The sequence below is a fragment of the Sphingobacteriaceae bacterium GW460-11-11-14-LB5 genome (assembly GCA_002151545.1).
Lineage (GTDB): Bacteria > Bacteroidota > Bacteroidia > Sphingobacteriales > Sphingobacteriaceae > Pedobacter.
Map to the genome: position 1 here is coordinate 2,686,012 of CP021237.1, position 17,647 is coordinate 2,703,658.

The 17,647-nt window shown below is 37.8% G+C and carries 19 protein-coding genes; 5 read left to right on the plus strand and 14 right to left on the minus strand.

The genetic code is table 11. The features are described from left to right. Positions 1-53: 53 nt before the first annotated feature. Positions 54-533, minus strand: coding sequence for a hypothetical protein (locus CA265_10920; protein ID ARS40136.1), 480 nt, complete (start codon positions 531-533; stop codon positions 54-56). A 784-nt stretch (positions 534-1,317) separates the two neighbouring features. Between CA265_10920 and CA265_10925 the strand changes: the two genes are divergently transcribed. Then, positions 1,318-1,767: an SsrA-binding protein gene (locus tag CA265_10925; protein ARS42959.1), complete on the plus strand. Its 450-nt coding sequence runs from the start codon at positions 1,318-1,320 to the stop codon at positions 1,765-1,767. A gap of 80 nt (positions 1,768-1,847) precedes the next feature. Here the strand turns inward: CA265_10925 and CA265_10930 are convergent, their stop codons facing one another. The 3 genes from CA265_10930 to CA265_10940 all read right to left on the minus strand — a co-directional run bounded on the left by CA265_10930 (position 1,848) and on the right by CA265_10940 (position 5,463). Next, entirely contained in the window at positions 1,848-2,504 is a 657-nt protein-coding gene (locus tag CA265_10930) for a protein-L-isoaspartate O-methyltransferase (GenBank protein ID ARS40137.1), read from the minus strand. Between the two features lie 92 nt (positions 2,505-2,596). Further along, on the minus strand, positions 2,597-5,077 hold the full coding sequence (locus CA265_10935) for a primosomal protein N' (protein ID ARS40138.1): 2,481 nt from the start codon (positions 5,075-5,077) through the stop codon (positions 2,597-2,599). Then, positions 5,077-5,463 carry a DUF423 domain-containing protein gene (locus CA265_10940; protein ARS40139.1) on the minus strand — a complete coding sequence of 129 codons (387 nt, stop codon included), beginning with the start codon at positions 5,461-5,463 and terminating at the stop codon, positions 5,077-5,079. Before CA265_10940 ends, CA265_10935 begins: the two co-directional genes overlap by 1 nt. A gap of 90 nt (positions 5,464-5,553) precedes the next feature. On the opposite strand from CA265_10940, the gene CA265_10945 reads away from it, so the two are divergent. Together CA265_10945 and CA265_10950 are read left to right on the plus strand one after the other, a co-directional pair. Beyond that, positions 5,554-7,122 (plus strand): hypothetical protein, encoded by a 1,569-nt coding sequence (locus CA265_10945; protein ID ARS40140.1) that lies wholly within the window; start codon positions 5,554-5,556, stop codon positions 7,120-7,122. A 30-nt stretch (positions 7,123-7,152) separates the two neighbouring features. Continuing rightward, complete coding sequence (locus tag CA265_10950) at positions 7,153-8,562, plus strand: hypothetical protein (protein ID ARS40141.1); 1,410 nt, start codon at positions 7,153-7,155, stop codon at positions 8,560-8,562. A gap of 5 nt (positions 8,563-8,567) precedes the next feature. Here the strand turns inward: CA265_10950 and CA265_10955 are convergent, their stop codons facing one another. The 9 genes from CA265_10955 to CA265_10995 form a co-directional block, all read right to left on the minus strand. Then, positions 8,568-9,263, minus strand: a complete 696-nt coding sequence (locus CA265_10955; GenBank protein ID ARS40142.1) for a tRNA (adenosine(37)-N6)-threonylcarbamoyltransferase complex dimerization subunit type 1 TsaB — start codon at positions 9,261-9,263, stop codon at positions 8,568-8,570. A 370-nt stretch (positions 9,264-9,633) separates the two neighbouring features. Further along, on the minus strand, positions 9,634-9,864 hold the full coding sequence (locus CA265_10960; protein ARS40143.1) for a membrane protein insertion efficiency factor YidD: 231 nt from the start codon (positions 9,862-9,864) through the stop codon (positions 9,634-9,636). Beyond that, positions 9,848-10,246 (minus strand): ribonuclease P protein component, encoded by a 399-nt coding sequence (locus CA265_10965; protein ID ARS40144.1) that lies wholly within the window; start codon positions 10,244-10,246, stop codon positions 9,848-9,850. Before CA265_10965 ends, CA265_10960 begins: the two co-directional genes overlap by 17 nt. Before the next feature lie 67 nt (positions 10,247-10,313). Next, positions 10,314-10,472: a 50S ribosomal protein L34 gene (locus tag CA265_10970; protein ARS40145.1), complete on the minus strand. Its 159-nt coding sequence runs from the start codon at positions 10,470-10,472 to the stop codon at positions 10,314-10,316. A gap of 331 nt (positions 10,473-10,803) precedes the next feature. Further along, positions 10,804-11,139 (minus strand): hypothetical protein, encoded by a 336-nt coding sequence (locus CA265_10975; protein ID ARS40146.1) that lies wholly within the window; start codon positions 11,137-11,139, stop codon positions 10,804-10,806. A 397-nt stretch (positions 11,140-11,536) separates the two neighbouring features. Then, on the minus strand, positions 11,537-12,271 hold the full coding sequence (locus tag CA265_10980) for a DNA-binding response regulator (protein ARS40147.1): 735 nt from the start codon (positions 12,269-12,271) through the stop codon (positions 11,537-11,539). Continuing rightward, entirely contained in the window at positions 12,249-13,253 is a 1,005-nt protein-coding gene (locus CA265_10985) for a histidine kinase (GenBank protein ID ARS42960.1), read from the minus strand. Before CA265_10985 ends, CA265_10980 begins: the two co-directional genes overlap by 23 nt. A 46-nt stretch (positions 13,254-13,299) precedes the next feature. Beyond that, a complete protein-coding gene (locus CA265_10990) occupies positions 13,300-13,647 on the minus strand; it encodes a hypothetical protein (protein ARS40148.1) in 348 nt (115 codons plus the stop codon). A 23-nt stretch (positions 13,648-13,670) separates the two neighbouring features. Then, a complete protein-coding gene (locus CA265_10995; protein ARS40149.1) occupies positions 13,671-14,435 on the minus strand; it encodes a hypothetical protein in 765 nt (254 codons plus the stop codon). A gap of 131 nt (positions 14,436-14,566) precedes the next feature. On the opposite strand from CA265_10995, the gene CA265_11000 reads away from it, so the two are divergent. Continuing rightward, on the plus strand, positions 14,567-15,439 hold the full coding sequence (locus CA265_11000) for a hypothetical protein (protein ARS40150.1): 873 nt from the start codon (positions 14,567-14,569) through the stop codon (positions 15,437-15,439). 42 nt (positions 15,440-15,481) lie between these two features. Here CA265_11000 and CA265_11005 read toward each other — a convergent pair whose 3' ends face one another. Beyond that, entirely contained in the window at positions 15,482-15,871 is a 390-nt protein-coding gene (locus tag CA265_11005; GenBank protein ARS40151.1) for a large-conductance mechanosensitive channel, read from the minus strand. Positions 15,872-16,037: 166 nt separating this feature from the next. Between CA265_11005 and CA265_11010 the strand changes: the two genes are divergently transcribed. Then, positions 16,038-17,510 carry an RNA polymerase sigma-54 factor gene (locus CA265_11010; protein ARS40152.1) on the plus strand — a complete coding sequence of 491 codons (1,473 nt, stop codon included), beginning with the start codon at positions 16,038-16,040 and terminating at the stop codon, positions 17,508-17,510. The last annotated feature ends 137 nt before the right edge of the window (positions 17,511-17,647 follow it).

Consider the following 17,647-nt stretch of genomic DNA (forward strand, 5'->3'; position numbering starts at 1 on the left):
CACACAGCATCAAATCCGTGTTTATCTGGGTAATTTGTGGTTTAAAAATAAGATTATTTACCAACTACTGCCATTAGCTTTTTGATGCCGCCATCTCCCGACTGGTACATCAGCAATTTCCCAGTTGAAGAATACAGGTACATAGACGGGTATTGTTTTGGCAAAAAGGTTGGAATAAACATGCGTTTCTTATCCTGTAATACCGTTACATTAGGTTTGGCATTTAAACCTTTGGCGTACGAATTGAAAAACTGAGGGATAATGTAGCCCTCATCCATGGTAATCATGTAAATATTAACGTCTTTAAATTTGGCGTAATTGGTATTCAGGATTTTGCTTTCCCGCTGACAGTGCTCACAGGTACAATCAAACAAGATAAAGAGGTTCTTTTTTCCTTGCTTGATATCATTGTTTGAAAATGCTTTTCCATCCAGTTTGTAAAAGGTGAATTGTGGCAATAAAGTTGGTTGCTGTGCTTTTACCTGAAAAGCGATAGTTAACAATAAAATTAAAAAAAGGTTCCTGAATTTCATTTTTGATATTTAAAGCCCAAACTTAAACGAATAAATACGAACATAATAATATATCCTTAGCTTTTACAAACAGATGAACATTTTTATTGATTCCTTACCCGGAAGTTTTAGTTTAAAAATCGTCGTCATCTCGACTGAAGCGCAGTCCCGAACGTTCGGGAGAGAGATCTATAGAGACGGATTTCTCGGCTGCGTTACACTTCGCTCGAAATGACGACCTTTTACCACTTCTCCTATAAAACAAGAGCCTGGTTGACAGATGAAAGGTTTCTTATTGCATAGCCCCATCTTAAATAAACCCGATTAGCGCGGAAACCAAAAGCCTTTCCTGCTTTTGTTGCAGCAAAAGCGGGACTGAAGATGCCAAATGCCCCGACCGCACATTTCTAAATATCAAAGAAGTCAAGTTTGAATAGCCAAACCGCTATAAACTTGACTTCTTTCCAAGCATACTGAAGATGCCAAATGCCCCATCCGCACATTTCCAAATATCAAAGAAGTCAAGTTTGAATAGCCAAACCGCTATAAAACTTGACTTCTTTATCTGTACAATTAAAAATTAAAAAAAATTATCACATCAATTTTTAGGATATTTGCACGGGCTGAGGGCAAAACGCATAAAGAGTCGTCATCCTGAATTTATTTCAAGATCTTTACAGTTATAAAAAGATGCTGAAACGAGTTTAGCATGACGAGCCGGCATTTTATAGCTGCATTTGTAGTCTTAGCATTATACTTTATATACAATGGTATATATTACAACAACCTATACATTAGTACAATTTTGAAAAACGACATCCACATAAAGAATAAAAGAGCCTATTTCGACTACAATCTTTTAGATAAATATGTAGCAGGGATTGCACTTTTAGGAACTGAAATAAAAGCAATCAGACAAGGTAAAGCCAACATGACTGATGCATTTTGCATGTTTATAGGCGGCAATCTATATGTGCGCAACCTTCATGTTTCCGAATACTCGCACAGCTCTTTCTATCATCATGATATTAAACGTGACCGTGCTTTATTACTTCAAAAGAAAGAAATTAGAAAACTAAAGCTTAAAGGTGAAGAAAAAGGTTACACCATTGTTCCCTTACGTATTTTCATCAACGAAAGAGGTTTCGCTAAAATAGAAATTGCTTTGGCTCAAGGTAAAAAAGAGTTCGACAAACGCGATAGCATTAAAGACAGAGATACCAAACGGGAGCTGGATAGAGCGATGAAGCGGTAGGATAGTCTTCAGTCCGGAGTCTTTAGTCCGGAGTCAAAATTAACTAAAGACTGAAGACTTCGGACTATGGACTTAAACTACTACCACGCCTGGTCGCCCACTAAGGGCACAAACCTAAAGGTATCCAATATAATTTTTTCGTAGTCCGTTTCACTTACGCGGATCACAGTAACCATTTTCTGGGTTTTCTCATCACCCACCGGGATCACCAGAATGCCTCCTATTTTTAACTGTTTCAATAAGATTTCAGGAACCAAAGGGGCACCCGCGGTAACGATTATTTTGTCGTATGGCGCGTGGGCAGCAATTCCTTTCGAGCCATCGCCACAATAAAAAGTAGGCCGGTAGCCCATTCCTGGTAAAACCTGAATGGTTCTGTTGTAAATATTCTCTTGTCTTTCGATGGTAAAAACTGTGGCACCCAGCTCCATTAAAATACAGGTTTGATAGCCAGAACCTGTTCCAATCTCGAGTACTTTATCTCCTTTTTTAATATGCAGCAGCTCACTTTGGTAAGCAACCGTGTAAGGCTGGGATATAGTTTGCCCATCACCTATTGGAAAAGCAATATCTTTGTAAGACTGGTTCCAAAAAGTTTCATCGAAAAAGAAATGACGTGGAACTTTACCTATGGCTGTTAACACATTTTCATCTTCAATCCCGCGAGATTTTAACAACTCAACTAGCTTTTTTCTCGCTCCACGTTCCCGGTAATTATCAACAAATTTATACGCCATGAGCTTCAAAATTAGCGTTTCTTAAACGGTGATACAAGATAAAGAAATCCACATTACTGTAAGTAACACTAAATCAAAACTTAAATTAGTAATTAATACGGATCGACATCTATTTGTGTAAAAACGCCTTTAAATTCTTTGGTCGCATTAAACTGGGTGAGGGTTTCTCTTAATGCATCTTTAACTTTTTGAATCGCAGTATGTTTATCTGCTTTGATAATGATTTGTTTAATATAAAGGTTCCGCACCCTGCTTACCAAAGGTTGTTCGGGACCTAAAACGCGTTTACCAAACTTTCCTTTAAGGATATTGGCTAAAGTAAACGCAGCGTGATCCAGAACATGTGAATCTTTATGTTTGATGTACAGGAATATCATCCGCGAAAACGGTGGATAAAGAAATTTCTCGCGTTCAACAATTTCGTCGTTGTACATTCCCTCATAATCGTTATTGACCACCTGTTTTATGATGCGGTTTTCAGCATCATAAGTCTGGATACAAACGTTCCCCTGATCGGCCCTTCTGCCTGCCCTACCCGCCACCTGCGCCAGTAACTGGAAACTTCGTTCGTAAGCACGGAAATCGGGGTAACCTAAAAGCGTATCGGCATTAATTACCCCAATAAGATTCAGGTTATCGAAATCCAGTCCTTTGGCCACCATTTGTGTGCCGATTAAGATGTCGGTTTTCTTCTCCTGAAAATCATTTAAAATTTGCTGCAGTCCATTTTTCGTCCTCGTACTGTCCATGTCCAATCGGGCGATGGTCACCTCAGGATAAAGTAACCTGAGTTCTTCTTCAATCCGTTCCGTACCAAATCCTTTTTGCTCTACATGTACCGAGCCACAAGCGGGACAGATATTTACGCTACTTTGCTGATAGCCACAATAGTGACAATGTAATTTGCCACTACTTTTATGATAGGTTAAACTTACATCGCAGTTTACGCATTTAGGGGTATAACCACAGGTTGCGCAGATCAGAATGGTGGCATAACCTCTCCTGTTCTGGAATAATACAATCTGCTCTTTTTTAGAGAGCGCCAGATCGATATCTTTGATCAATACACTCGAAAAATAAGAACTCATCGTTTTTTTCTTCGTTTCTTCCGAAATACTGACTACCTGCTGATTTGGAAGCTGAACTCCACCAAAACGCTCTTTCATTTCTACCAGTCCGTATTTACCCTGTAATGCATTATAATAACTTTCAAGGGATGGTGTAGCTGAACCTAAAATAACCTTAGCCTGATGCAGATAACCCAGATAAATGGCTGCATCCCTGGCCTGATAGCGTGGTGCCGGATCGTATTGTTTGTAAGAGGGTTCGTGTTCTTCATCAACCACAATCAGTTTTAGGTGTTCGAAAGGCAGAAAAACTGCTGAACGGGCACCAAGAATAACCTTGTACGCGCCAGTACGCACTTTATTCCAGATTTCTACCCGCTCGCTATTGTTAAATTTAGAGTGATATACCCCAATGGAATTGCCAAAATAGCGCTTAATCCGTTCTACAATCTGGGTGGTTAAAGCAATTTCGGGCAAGAGGAACAAAACCTGTCCATCTGTATTTTGTATAATTTTCTCAATCAGCTTGATGTAAACCTGCGTTTTTCCGGATGCGGTAACACCATGCAGTAAAACCACCTCTTTCTCTTCAAAATACTGGTTAATCTGACCCAATGCTTTCTGCTGACCTTCATTCAGTTCGAAATTCACACTGAATTCTTCATCATGCGCGGCCAAACGGCTAACCGGCCTTTTCATCACCACAAAAATATCCTTATCGGTTAAAGCTTTTAATGCGGCTGGTCCGCAATTGCTTTCTTCTAAAAGCTGTTCTTTAGAAATCGGCAGGTTAGATTTTTGTAATTTCAGGTAAGCCAGTAAGGCATCTAATTGTTTAGGTGCCCGATCCAAAACATTAAAAAGCTGTTTCAGATTTTCTTCATCGCTATAGAAATCGTTTAATATGATGAACGATTTAAGCAAAGGTTTGTATTTCTGCACCACCTCTTCAGCCACCAGAACCAGTTCTTTATCCAATAAATGATTGATGATCGGATAGACAGTTTTCTGTCCAAGGAGCTTAGAAACATCATTAACGGTAAGTTTCTGCTGCTGTTTCAGTGCATTGATAATGATTTCTTCCTTATCGGTGAGTTCGGTATCTTCATTGTAATCTTCGCGAAGAATCAAAATCGTTTCGCTGGCCAGTTTTAAACTTGCTGGTAGAGCAGCCGCCATTACATCGCCTTCGTTGCACATGTAATAATTTGTCATCCAGGTCCAGAATTTGAGCTGGGTAGGTGTAATTACAGGCTCGGTATCTACTACGTCGATAATATATTTGGCCTCATAAACTGTTGGCGGTACCGTGCTGATTCCACTAATTAAAGCCGTATAAATTTTATGTTTTCCAAATTGCACCACTACCCGTTTTCCAACGGCAATCTGGTCGTTTAAATCAAAAGGTACACGATAGGTATAGTTTTTCGCCAAAGATAATGGCAAAATAACTTCAACAAAAAGTGTTTCTCTTTCTGCAAAAATATCACTTTCGAAAGTATTCATTATTTATCTTTAAATGCCGCAAAAAAGAGCATTATCCATCCCAGTACAAATAAAAGCCCGCCAATTGGTGTTATTGGGCCTATAAATTCGGTAAATCCTAAATGCGATATGCTTCGGGTAGCCAATAAATACAACGACCCTGAAAAAAGGATAATCCCAAAGGTGAAGCAAAAGTAAGCGATATTAATGAGCTTGTTCCGATAACGGGCAAAGGTAGAGAGATATAATAGCGCAAATGTATGATAGAACTGATAATCAACACCTTTTTGCCAAATTTCTAATGATGGTCCATCAATTAAGGCTTTTAAACCATGAGCACCAAATGCGCCAAGTAAAACAGCAACAGCACCAAAAAAAGAAGCAGTAAGAATTATTCGTTTATTCATAGTTATTTGCAAGTAGCAATCGCTAAATTAATAAATTGACAAAGAACTTCTCACTAATCAATGTAATAAATTAAATTTGTTGCACAGCAGATGAAAAAAATCGTAATTCTAACAAGTGCATTATTTTTAGGTGTAGCCTTTATGGCTTACCTCTATTTTTCAAAATTGGGTACAGATAATGATGCGAAGGACCTGGCGCTGCAATCGGCAACCAATAACGCAGCATTGGTATTTTCTTTTCAGAACGACAAAGGTTTTTACGATATTATTGAAGGGCAGCAACTTATCCAGCAGGTTTTGGGAAAGGACAAAATGAGCCTCTTAAAACAGCTGAAAACAAGCATTATCGACGACCATCTGCTCAACAAACAACTGAAAGATCAGCAGGTTTATATCAGTGTATTACCTGATTCGGATAAAACCCTGAATTTCTTATTTACCATACAGATACAGCATGTCGATGACATCAAAAAATTCTATGAGCAGTTAAAACTTGAAAAAACGATCAGTGAAAATGCTAAAGACCTGTATACCGTGAAGTTAAATGACAGCTTATCGGTTTATTTAGGCGTGCATGGCCAGGTATTAACGGCTTCAACATCGCTTAAACTGATCAATGATGCGAATGTACGTTTAACGGAAAATCCTTTTACTGAGTACATTAAGGAGAATAACCGACAGATCAAAAATGTACTGGCCCACGTGTACATCAATTTTAACCAGGCGCCGTTATTACTCAAAAATATTATTGCAGGCAACATTAACGGAGAAATTGCCCTGTTTAACCAACAAAACAGTTTTGCAGTACTTAATTATAATTTCAGTAAAGAAAGAATTCTTTTCAGTGGCAATACCGAATTAAAAAATCAGCATAATTACCTTAAACTATTCGAAAACACCGCTGCACAAAATACCTCTTTACAAAATATCCTGCCTGATAACACGGCAAACTACGCCCTGTATGCTTATGATGATTACGGCAAATGGCTTAAAAAGTTAACGAACTGGCAAGCGCAAACTAAAGTGGCAACTAAAGCCAATACAGTTATTAAAAATATCAAAGATGAATACCGGATAGATTTGAATGCGATATTCCCGGCTTATACAAAAAATCAGTTTATTCTTTTTCAATTAAGTACAACCGAAAAATTAGGGGCTATTGCTTTAAGCAACGGCGAAAAGGTAAAACAGCTTCTGCTTGATGTAAGTGCAGACTATAATGAAGATATTAAATTATTTAAATCATCCGATATCCTTTACAGTTACTTTGGTGAACCATTTAAAAAATTCGGCCGTCCTTATTATACCATAGTAGATAATAATTTGATTGTGGCCAATAATGCGAGTACGGTTCAATCATTTTTAAATGATTACAAGCACAACAGGCTTTTGATACAAACGCCACAGTATTTAGATGCGGTGAACCAGATTTCGACCACCTCGAATGTGAGTTATTACATCAACACCAAAAATTCGGCAGATATTTTCAGGAATAATATTCAGCTTCCATTTTACAAACATTTGAGGGCAGACAGTGGTTTGAAAAGTTTCGATACTTTTTATTACCAAATGAGTGCAGACAAAAACAAGTTTATCACTAACTTACTTTTAAACAAATATTTACAAGCAGAAATACCAGATTCATTAAGTAACCGTTAATAAGGAAACCATCCCAACATACTATTTTACATGAAGAAACTTTTACTTGCGTTACTGGCAATAGCTAGCTTCGGGGTTGCAAATGCTCAACAATATGCGCTTTTCGGTACTAAAACCATGTTCGATGCATTCGAAAATCCATCTCAAAAATCTTTCACCTTAGATTCATCACGAAGATTTTCTTCTAATTTCTTCCTACCCTATTTTGGAACAAATGCCATCAATAAAGGGAGCTCTAAGTTTGCCATAAGAAGATTAACACAGGAAGGTGTTTTTGATACAAAAAGTTTACCGATTGGTACCGGAGAAGTAAATCATTTTTTCGAAAACAGCAATATCTATGTTGCTGCATTCAGGCTTTTTAAATCTTACAAATATCAAAAAGAAATGGGCTTTTCGTGGCAGATCAGGTCTGATGCTCATATCGATTACACCAATGAAACATTGGCAATTTTTGATTCGTTCGAAAGGTTTACGCCCAACCAACAATATACCGGAATATTCGATACCAAGGGTTATGAACAGAGTTATCATCAATTTAGCTTTACCTACCGCGAAAACTGGAATAAAAGGCTGGCATTCGGTTTAAAAGCCAGTGTATTGAGCGGAATACTCTATAACAAATTAAATGTTTCTGACTCTTATTTATACATTGATCCTGAAGCGGATGCACTGTTAATTGGCTTGAGAGGAACTTATTCCAGCAATTTTTCAGATTTTAATGAAGTAAATAAGAAAAACTTCTTTCCCAACTTTAAAAACCCGGGTGTATCCTTAAGCTTTGGGACCAATTACACAACTAAAAAAGGCCTGTTCTTAATGGCGAATATTAAAGATTTAGGTTTTATCTGGTGGCGAAGTAATACGCAACGTACGATGATAGATCAATCGAAAATTATTGAGAACATCGAAAACAACCAATCGAATACCAATCAGGAAATAGAAGATATTTTTCTCCTTTCGGAGCAGAGCAAAAAGTTTTTAGCCCCTACCAATGCCAAACTTGATGTTTACCTGTCCAAACGATATGGTTTTTACAAACCAGGACTGGCTGTTTCGAAAAACCTGTTTTACAAAGGTGGAGACATTGCTTTTGTAAATACCTTTATTGCCAACGATTTTTCGGGAAGTATTACACCCTTATACAACTTAAATGGCGTTTTTATGGTTGGGTTGCAGGCAAAATACCAAACCCCTAATTTTGAATTGTTTATGGGCACCGACAATTTGGTCGCGACCAGTTTTCAAACACTGGGGACCATTAAAAATGACGCAACTATTGGCAGTGGTCCAAATGGTGCTTCTTTTTATATGGGTGTAGGCATTAAATTCGGCAGTGTGGTTAACCATCCGCAGTTTGCCGACGTTATACCGGGTATAAATGATAATGAAGGTGGAAGTTTCTTTAAAAGTTTATTTTCAATCTTCAAAAGAAAATAAGCTACTTAACCCTGTGCCTGTTGCTTTTTAGATTGCGTAACAACAAAATCTTTCAGGTAAAAAGGTTCGAAATAAGCTACATCTTCAAATTTACTTTTGCAGAAAGCTTCATTCGCTAATCGCGACATGTATGTTGCAGAATTGAAATTAGCCCCGTCGAATTTTGCATTTTGATGTGTTAAAACTTCAGCACACTTGGCAGCCCCATCACCTAAAAAAGTAACTGTTTGTTGTGCTAGATAATCTGTGAAACTGGATTCGTCGATAATTTTCGCTTCGGTGGGTGTGATTATATTTAAGGAGTGATCGAAAATTGAGGTATAAACTTCCATCCTACGGGCGTCAATCATCGGGCAGATTAAACCAGCATAATCAGGATTTTCTGCCAGGTAACCAGCTGCCATCATTTCTAAGGTTTCGACGGCAATTAAAGGCTTATCTAACGCATAACAGAGACCTTTAGCGGTAGAAACACCAATCCTTAAGCCGGTATAAGACCCCGGTCCTTTGCTTACGGCAACGGCATCTAATTCCTGGTAACTTACTCCTCCGGTTTTAAGCACGTCATCAATGAACAAAGTTAAATTTGCCGCATGCAGGTTCTGTCCCTGCTCCTCTTTAAATGAAAATGTTTTGCCGCTGACAGATAGTGCTACAGAACAAATTGCGGTAGCTGTTTCTATTTGAAGTATTTTAGCCATTGGACAAAGATATTAATAAAATGGAAGATGGAAGAGGTATTATGGAAGATGGGCTTGAGATTGAGCGTTATCCCGAAGTCTTGAGTCTGAAGTCCATAGGCGATTGACCAGTTTGGAGCTGGGCGTTTGGCGTTTAGAGTCGATTAACCGCTAGCCCTAATAGACCATCTCAAGATTGTGGACATACACAAATGACTAATGACAAATGAACTAACTCGAAGTTGGAATCAATTAATCGATTGATCAGTTTGGAGCTGGGCGTTTGGATTAAATGACGGCCGCATCAACCAATAGTCAAATGACTAATGAATCAATAACTAAAGAGCGATGCCAACAAATGAACTAATGACCAGTGAACTAATAAACCTCGCTAAGGAACAGGATCATGACCATGTTTGCCCCATGGATGGCAACGGCCAATACGTTTCAGTGCCAGCCAGCCACCTTTAAATGGGCCGTGTTTTTTAATGGCTTCAACCCCATACTGTGAGCAGGTTGGTGTAAACCTGCAATTTGCACCGAGCATTGGCGAGATGGCATATTGATATACTTTAATTAAGCCTAAAAAAAACCATCCAAAAATTTTATTGATGAATTTCATTGGGCTGGATTAAATTGTGAAAACGCTTAAAAGTAGCAATCAGTTTTTTCTCGATAAAGGCAAAATCATATTTTTCTTTACCCACAAATTGAATGGAAATCAAAAGCAATCCCCTGTCAGCAGGTAAAGGCAGGTATAATTTATCTTGTTTATTGAGGCGATAAGCTTCGCGTATGCGGCGCTTGAGCAGATTACGATCTACTGCCCGTTTATATCTTTTTTTAGGAACGTTGATCACCACCTGCGCCTGTACATCAGCCGGTTGGTCGACAAAAAGATAAGAAATCCGAAAAGGGTATAATAAAAAAGAAGAACCGTTTTTAAACAACAGGTCTAAATGTTTCCTGCTGCATAACCGTTCTTCTTTCCTGAATGTGTACATATATTTTTGATTGATAACTGCAGATTTTGATCTGCCGATCCCGAATTAACGGAAAAGCAATCAAAAATTATGCTTTATGCTTGCGTTCGTCAGAAACTGTTAATCTTTTTCTTCCTTTAGCACGACGTGATGCTAATACTCGTCTGCCGTTAGCTGTTGCCATTCTTTCGCGGAAGCCGTGTTTGTTTCTTCTCTTTCTTTGCGAAGGTTGGTATGTTCTTTTCATGACTGTATATTATCTATTGTAAAATTAAGAGGTGCAAATATAAAGCGATTTCTCTACAAATGCAAGAGTGATTAATTATTATTTTTTCTATTTAAATGCAAATGTAATAATTCTTTTGAAAAAGATGCCTTAGAGGCATTTATAAATATTTTATTGTACGGTTTATTGTTTTATCAAACGCGTCTACTACCTATGATTCGTTCTGATGGGACCTATCGTGTGGAAACATCTTTGTTAGCCTGTATTTTTTTGACATGTTCCAAAGGCGATCTGTCCTGTGTCCTGAAGCTTCGGTATCAGCATCTTTCCTGCTATTAAGAGCTCCTTATCCTTAAAAAACTATCTTGTGGTCACAAATATCATTATTTTTTCCGCTCTCTGCCGCGGGGGCATGGTACTTTGGAGCGCCAAAGTACCCAAAGCGCTTTGTCAATCCGGCAAGGTGGCTTCTCACTGCCCCAGGCTTATCAAAAAAACAGCGGCACTTCGTTTTGTGTTCAATATCTTTTAAAAGCTGGGAATCATGATTATTGAACACAAAACCACTGCGTTTAAGGTTTGGTAGTGCTATTTGTTCTATTCTGCAACTGTTTTTTTGATTTTTCTGCCACTTGGGATTGACGAAGTTCTTCGGCAAAGCCTGAACTTTATTAATGTTGGTTAGCAAAATGCATAAAAACCCAAATCAAAATATGGGTCTACGCGATGGGACGGTCTAATGTTCTCCTTTCACACGATTACCTGTGTTATTTATTTCATCAAACGTTCCTACGGAACGAAAATATGCATATGGCATTTTTTCTACCAATGATTCGTTCCTATGGAACGAAATAAGCAACCCGTGATCAATATCCCCTGTTTTAGTATAAGGCGCTAGAAAGGCGCAAACCATTAATAGCAGCACAGCAGATGTAAAATAAACCTGATTGGAGTGATCCCGATTCTTCATCGGGAATAACGAAAAGCAGGACTAACAATAACTTCAGCACTCAATTGCTTTTCAAATAAAAACTGTTTATTTCTGTCGGTGAAACACCGACCGATAGATTCAATCAAAGGGCAATTTACAAGCCCAGTGCGGCCTTCAGTTTTACATAACCCGTTTTACTCACTGGCAGCCAGATATCAGACTTTAACAGCACCACATAGCTGTCTTTCTCTTTTAGCTCAATTTTGGTTACCTGGGCCAGATTAATGATGTACGACCTGTGTATGCGGATAAACTGGCTCACATCGAGCGTTTGTTCGAAATAAGCCATGGTTTTGTTCTTATAGAAAGCACCATCAGTGGTACTTAATTTCACATAATCATCATCGGCCTCTAAATAGTTAATATCAGCAACCGGAATAATTTTAATTACACCATCTTTTTTAACCACTACCCTGTTATTTTGAGCAGGACTTAAAGCTGCCGCATCCAAAACAGCCTCAGTATTTTCGTTTTGGTTTAATTTGTTCGGTAATTTTTTAAGGGCTGCATCGAAGCGCGATTTATCAATAGGTTTAAGCAGATAATCTACCGCATTAACCTCAAAAGCTTTAATGGCATATTCATCAAAAGCCGTGGTAAAAATTACGGCAGGTTTATCTTCAACCAGCTCGAGCATTTCGAAACCGCTGATTTTAGGCATCTGTATATCCAGAAAAATTAAATCGGGTTTATGTAAAGTAATGGCTTTTAAACCTTCGAACCCATCACCACATTCGGCCACAATTTCTATTTCTGCATGATCTGAAAGGTAATATTTTACAATATCTCTTGCTAAAGGCTCATCGTCAATTAGTATTGTTCTGATCATTTTTTTGTGGAATTTTTAGGGTGGTAATATATAAATTATTTGCCTCAATATCGGTTTGTAACAGGTGGGTATTCGCAAATAACAGATATAACCTGCGTTTAATGGCACTTAAACCAAATCCGGTTCCTCCGGCAGCCTTCATTTCCGGATCAAAAGGATTTTGTACACGTAATTGCAAAATATTATATTCAACAGTAACATCTATTTTAATTGTTATACCTGCCGAGGTGTTATAAAGTCCGAATTTTATGGCATTTTCTACAATGGGCTGTAACAATGTGCCTGGTAAACAAAGATTTAAGGTATCATCGGCAACATTAACCTCGATGTTTAACCTGTGGCTAAACCTTACCTTTTCGATATCGAGGTACAACTGGATGTATTCCATTTCTTCCTCTACCGAAACCCATAATTCATCATCGCGTTTTAGGGTACCGCGAAGAAAAGAAGCTAATTTTGTAATCATTACCCCAGCCTCTTTCGGATTAACCATGGTTAGTGCAAATACCGAATTTAAGCTGTTAAAAAGAAAATGCGGCTGTAATTGGTGCCTTAGCTTATTTAACTCAGCCTCTTTAGCCAAACTTTTAGCTGCTGATAGTCTTTCGTGTGTTTCTGACTGTTCTTCTAACCTATACCATAAAATATTAGCTAGGGCACACCAGGCTAAGCACATAAAAGAAATTAAACCCCTGAAGGCAAAAGAAAAATTATAGAAATCCTTATACTCTTTATAATCGGAAAAAATATAGAGCACCACATATTTTGATGCATAAATAATAACAAAAGTAAGTACAAGAGTGATGATCAGCACATACAATATCCGCTCATTTTTCGGTTGGTAATACCCAAGCATATTACTAATACCAATGCAAGCCAAAGCCAGCAAAAAGTTATTGGTTAAGCTATCGGTTATCGATATCCACCAGGAAAAATTAACTACATAATGCAATCCGACACCACACAATACCGTCCACACTATTGCAATGGTAAGCGAGATTTTCTGTATTTGCGGAACGGATAAGGGTCTAGTTGTCAAAATGGTTTTGATTAGTTAATGATTTATTGCGGTGCTCCAGCTTTTCCAGGTACTGTGTAACCGATTTAGGCTCAACAATCCTCGAACTTACTTCTACACCATCAGCAAGTTCTTCCACTGCCGATATTCCGCCTATACCTATAAACTTCCATACTACTTTATCACCGTTACAATTATTAAAAGGAGGATTAAAATGTACAGCATTCAATTTAGCTTTATCTAAAGCCTGCGCAATCCCATCTGCCTGGATTAAACGCGTTTGTTCATTAAACTGGGGTGTATGTTTTCCCTCACCACAAATTACCTGATAGATACAATTTACTGCAAACCATTTCATAGGCGATGTTTTATCATAAATGTTTAGAAACTTTTAATTTCGATGCCTCCAAATAAGGCCGTCCCATCTAAAATCAATGTTTTTTTCATCTCTGCTACCGGCATTACATGCGATCTTTTATCTTCAACACTACCAAATAATGCCGTTACGTTCGATTTTATTGCCCAGTTTTGGGGTACAATTAATTTAATGCCTCCAAAAACTGCTGTTACATCAAGCGATGCGGTTTCAGGAAAATCAGCCTGAGTCATTACAATATCTGCTCCTCCAAACACCGCGGTAATATCGCCACCCTGAAAGTTTTTAGAGTAAACGGTTTGGTTACTGCCCCCGAAAACGGCTACCACCTCTATAACATCATTATTATTTGCGGTTTTCTTATCGGTCGTTTCATCAAAATCAAAATCCGTATTGTTCTTATCTTTACGTTTTTTCTTAAACCCCCAAACATCCTTTGGCCTGAAGATTAGAAAGCCACCCACGATAACCAAACCAATACCTAAAGCATATTTGGATAGATTAAAATCCAGACCAGGTATATTATCTAAGGTATTGTATGTACCGATCAAAATCAGGATCAGCCAGGCTATTCCTTTAAAGTTACGACGAACGCCGATAAATACACCAAGTACAATTAAAAAATTAGACCAGCTGAATATCCATCGTGGAATGTTTAGTCCCATATTATTCAATAGAAATGCAAATCCGATGATGACTATGATGAAACCGCTCCAAACCCTTCCTGAGTTTTTGAGCTGGTTGTTATCGTTATTATTAATATTTTCCATTTGTGTTCATATTTAATACCCAAAAGTATTGATAAGCACCCGACCATAACAGGCCTGACTTGCAAAAACTCGGTAAAGGGCGGTAAGTGCCCTTATTTTATCGGTGAAAATTATTTTGTTATTTTGATGGCATGAAATTTTCCCTATTAATGTTTGTTCTTACTATTTCTACCGGCTTATACGCACAGGAAATAAGTAGCCATTACAAGATTTATGATGTAAAAAAACAGAAATCCATATCCATAGATGACATTGTTGCTGATATGGACCAGGCGGATGTTTTATTCTTTGGCGAAGACCACAACGATTCTGTAGGGCACTACCTGGAAGCGGCGCTTTTTAAAAAACTCCATTCAAAATATCCGTTAAAAACGGCACTGTCTCTAGAAATGTTCCATACCGACGTACAACCTGAAGTAGACGAATACTTAGCAGGCTTAATCTCGGAAAAGAACTTTATTAAAGAAGGCAGGGCCTGGGGAAATTACAAAGATTATAAACCTTTAATAGAATACGCCAAACAAAATAAGTTAAAAGTTATTGCGGCAAATGCGGCAACGCGTTACAGCAATGCCGTTACGATGGGCGGACTTAAAGTTTTAGAAAATTTCCCCAAAACATCATTCAATTTTTTACCACCCTTACCTATTGATACAGCCCGGGGTCGGTATTATGAAAAATTCACAGAAACTTTGGGTGGCCACAACATGGGCCCGATGAAGATTTACCAGACGCAAAATTTATGGGATGCCACCATGGCCTGGTCTATCAGTAAGTTTGTTAGGGCAAACAGGGGGATGAAGGTGTTTCAGCTTAACGGACGTTTCCATAGTGATGAAAGGTTGGGAACATTAGCCAAACTGGCTCAATCTAATCCAAAATTAAAAATCTTAAATATTTCATCATTTTCTGATGAAAGTTTTACCAATCCCAACTGGGAAAAATTTAAAAATCTTGGCGATTACATCATCATAACCGATCCAACAGTAAAAAGGAGTTATTAAAAAAAAGCCGCCCCAATTTGACATCGGGACGGCTATTGTATGTTATGCTTTTGCTTTTAATAAATCTCTGATTTCTGTTAACAGCACTTCTTCTTTTGTAGGCACAGGGGCGACAGTTGGCGCAACAGCTTCTTTTTTCTTCAGGTTATTGGCACCTTTAATGATGAGGAAAAGAACAAATGCAACAATAATAAAGGTGATGACCTGCGAAAGGAAATTACCGTATTTTATTGCTGTACCTGCAATAGTAAGCTTGCTTAAATCTTCCAGCCCTGCTGCTTTTAGTGCCGGACCCAAAACCGCTGGCGTAATTATATCTTCAACCAAAGAGCTAACAATTTTGCCGAATGCAGCACCAATGATTACACCGACAGCCAGGTCAAGTACATTTCCCTTAACTGCGAATTCCTTAAATTCTTTTACAATGCCCATATTTCATTAAGTTTTAGTTTTTTATTTACTAAAGTAGCAAACATTAAACTCAATACAAATGTTTAGCAAATAATTTTAAAACCGGACATATCGATAGCATTTAGGTCAAATCAGCAGAATATCTGAAATCTATTGTTTATTTTTGCCCCATTCTTTTATATTTACTATGCTAAAGCAACACTTACAACAAAAATTATTACAAAAGTTATCACCACAACAAATACAGTTTATTAAACTGTTGCAGGTGCCAACCGTTGCATTAGATACCCGTGTAAAAGAAGAACTTGAAGAAAATCCAGCGCTTGAAGATCCGAGTTTAATGACTCAGGATGAGCCAAAAAGCGAATACGATGATTTAAATGACGGGCCTGAAGATTACGAACAATCATCGGAAGATACCAGCATGGATGAATTTAATGTAGATGATTATTTACAGGATGATTCGGCCAATGATTATAGTACCAATTACAATAATGGCGACGACGATGAGGAGAAAAAAGAAACCCCTATCGCCATTGAAAGTACTTTTTTTGAAAGTTTACAGGAACAATTAGACCTTATTCCCCTCTCCGATCAGGATTTTATTATTGGCAAGCAAATTATAGGCAGTTTAGATGATGATGGTTATTTACGCCGTCCGTTAGGTTCTATGATTGATGATCTTGCTTTTTCTCAAAACGTAATGGTTGAGGAAGAAGATGTACTGGAAATGTTAAAACTGATCCAAAGCTTTGACCCTCCAGGCATTGGTGCAAGAGACCTGAAAGAATGTTTATTGATCCAGTTAAAAAGGAAAGATCCGAATAATCCGATTATAGTTAAAGCAATGAATGTTGTAGAAAACTATCTGGATGAGTTTACCCGTAAACATTACGATAAATTAGAAAAAAGTTTAGGTTTAGATAGCGAAGAACTTAAAGAGGTTGTAAATGAAATTCTGCGTTTAAACCCGAAACCAGGTGACGCTAATCAGGTTACGACTAAACAAATGCAGATTATTCCTGATTTCCACATCAGTAATAATGATGGCGTGTTAATTTTGACCTTAAATTCGAAAAATGCACCTGAATTAAAGGTAAGCAGATCTTACCAGGAGATGTTTGAGCATTACGACAAAGCCTCATCAAAAGATAAAAAGCTGAAAGAAGCGGTTCAGTTTGTAAAACAGAAGCTCGATTCGGCAAGGTGGTTCATCGATGCCATTAAACAAAGGCAGCAAACTTTGTTAAAGACCATGAACGCCATCATGCACTATCAATATGAATATTTTTTAACGGCCGACGAGCGGAAAATGCGCCCGATGATCTTAAAAGATATTGCCGATAAAATTGATATGGATATTTCAACCGTATCGAGGGTAGCAAACTCTAAATATGTACAAACTGAATTTGGTACTTTCTTATTAAAATCTTTCTTCTCAGAGGCGATCCAAACCGAAAACGGTGAAGAAGTTTCGAATAAGGAGGTTAAAAAAATATTGGAAGACTGTATCGGCAACGAAGATAAACGCAAGCCATTGGCAGATGAGAAATTAACCGAAATTTTAAAAGAAAGAGGTTATAACATTGCCAGAAGAACTGTTGCAAAATATCGTGAGCAGATGAATATTCCGGTAGCAAGGCTTAGGAAAGAACTTTAGATCAGTTTTCAGTTGGCAGTTTTCAGTTGACAGTTATCAGTTGGCAGTTATTAGTTTTCAGTTAACGGTAAACTAGCAATTGCCAAACAGAAGCTTTCTATTATTGTGACTGGGAAATGAAATTTCACTACTTTTGG

What these genes read in the sequence shown, in the direction of transcription:
- CA265_10935 (ARS40138.1), bottom strand. Translation starts at nt 5,077, where the DNA reads ATGAATACTTTCGAAAGTGATATTTTTGCAGAAAGAGAAACACTTTTT.
- CA265_10955 (ARS40142.1), bottom strand. Translation starts at nt 9,263, where the DNA reads ATGGCTAAAATACTTCAAATAGAAACAGCTACCGCAATTTGTTCTGTA.
- CA265_10950 (ARS40141.1), top strand. Translation starts at nt 7,153, where the DNA reads ATGAAGAAACTTTTACTTGCGTTACTGGCAATAGCTAGCTTCGGGGTT.
- CA265_10960 (ARS40143.1), bottom strand. Translation starts at nt 9,864, where the DNA reads ATGAAATTCATCAATAAAATTTTTGGATGGTTTTTTTTAGGCTTAATT.
- CA265_10970 (ARS40145.1), bottom strand. Translation starts at nt 10,472, where the DNA reads ATGAAAAGAACATACCAACCTTCGCAAAGAAAGAGAAGAAACAAACAC.
- CA265_10920 (ARS40136.1), bottom strand. Translation starts at nt 533, where the DNA reads ATGAAATTCAGGAACCTTTTTTTAATTTTATTGTTAACTATCGCTTTT.
- CA265_10980 (ARS40147.1), bottom strand. Translation starts at nt 12,271, where the DNA reads ATGATCAGAACAATACTAATTGACGATGAGCCTTTAGCAAGAGATATT.
- CA265_10965 (ARS40144.1), bottom strand. Translation starts at nt 10,246, where the DNA reads ATGTACACATTCAGGAAAGAAGAACGGTTATGCAGCAGGAAACATTTA.
- CA265_10940 (ARS40139.1), bottom strand. Translation starts at nt 5,463, where the DNA reads ATGAATAAACGAATAATTCTTACTGCTTCTTTTTTTGGTGCTGTTGCT.
- CA265_10995 (ARS40149.1), bottom strand. Translation starts at nt 14,435, where the DNA reads ATGGAAAATATTAATAATAACGATAACAACCAGCTCAAAAACTCAGGA.
- CA265_10930 (ARS40137.1), bottom strand. Translation starts at nt 2,504, where the DNA reads ATGGCGTATAAATTTGTTGATAATTACCGGGAACGTGGAGCGAGAAAA.
- CA265_10990 (ARS40148.1), bottom strand. Translation starts at nt 13,647, where the DNA reads ATGAAATGGTTTGCAGTAAATTGTATCTATCAGGTAATTTGTGGTGAG.
- CA265_10945 (ARS40140.1), top strand. Translation starts at nt 5,554, where the DNA reads ATGAAAAAAATCGTAATTCTAACAAGTGCATTATTTTTAGGTGTAGCC.
- CA265_11010 (ARS40152.1), top strand. Translation starts at nt 16,038, where the DNA reads ATGCTAAAGCAACACTTACAACAAAAATTATTACAAAAGTTATCACCA.
- CA265_11000 (ARS40150.1), top strand. Translation starts at nt 14,567, where the DNA reads ATGAAATTTTCCCTATTAATGTTTGTTCTTACTATTTCTACCGGCTTA.
- CA265_11005 (ARS40151.1), bottom strand. Translation starts at nt 15,871, where the DNA reads ATGGGCATTGTAAAAGAATTTAAGGAATTCGCAGTTAAGGGAAATGTA.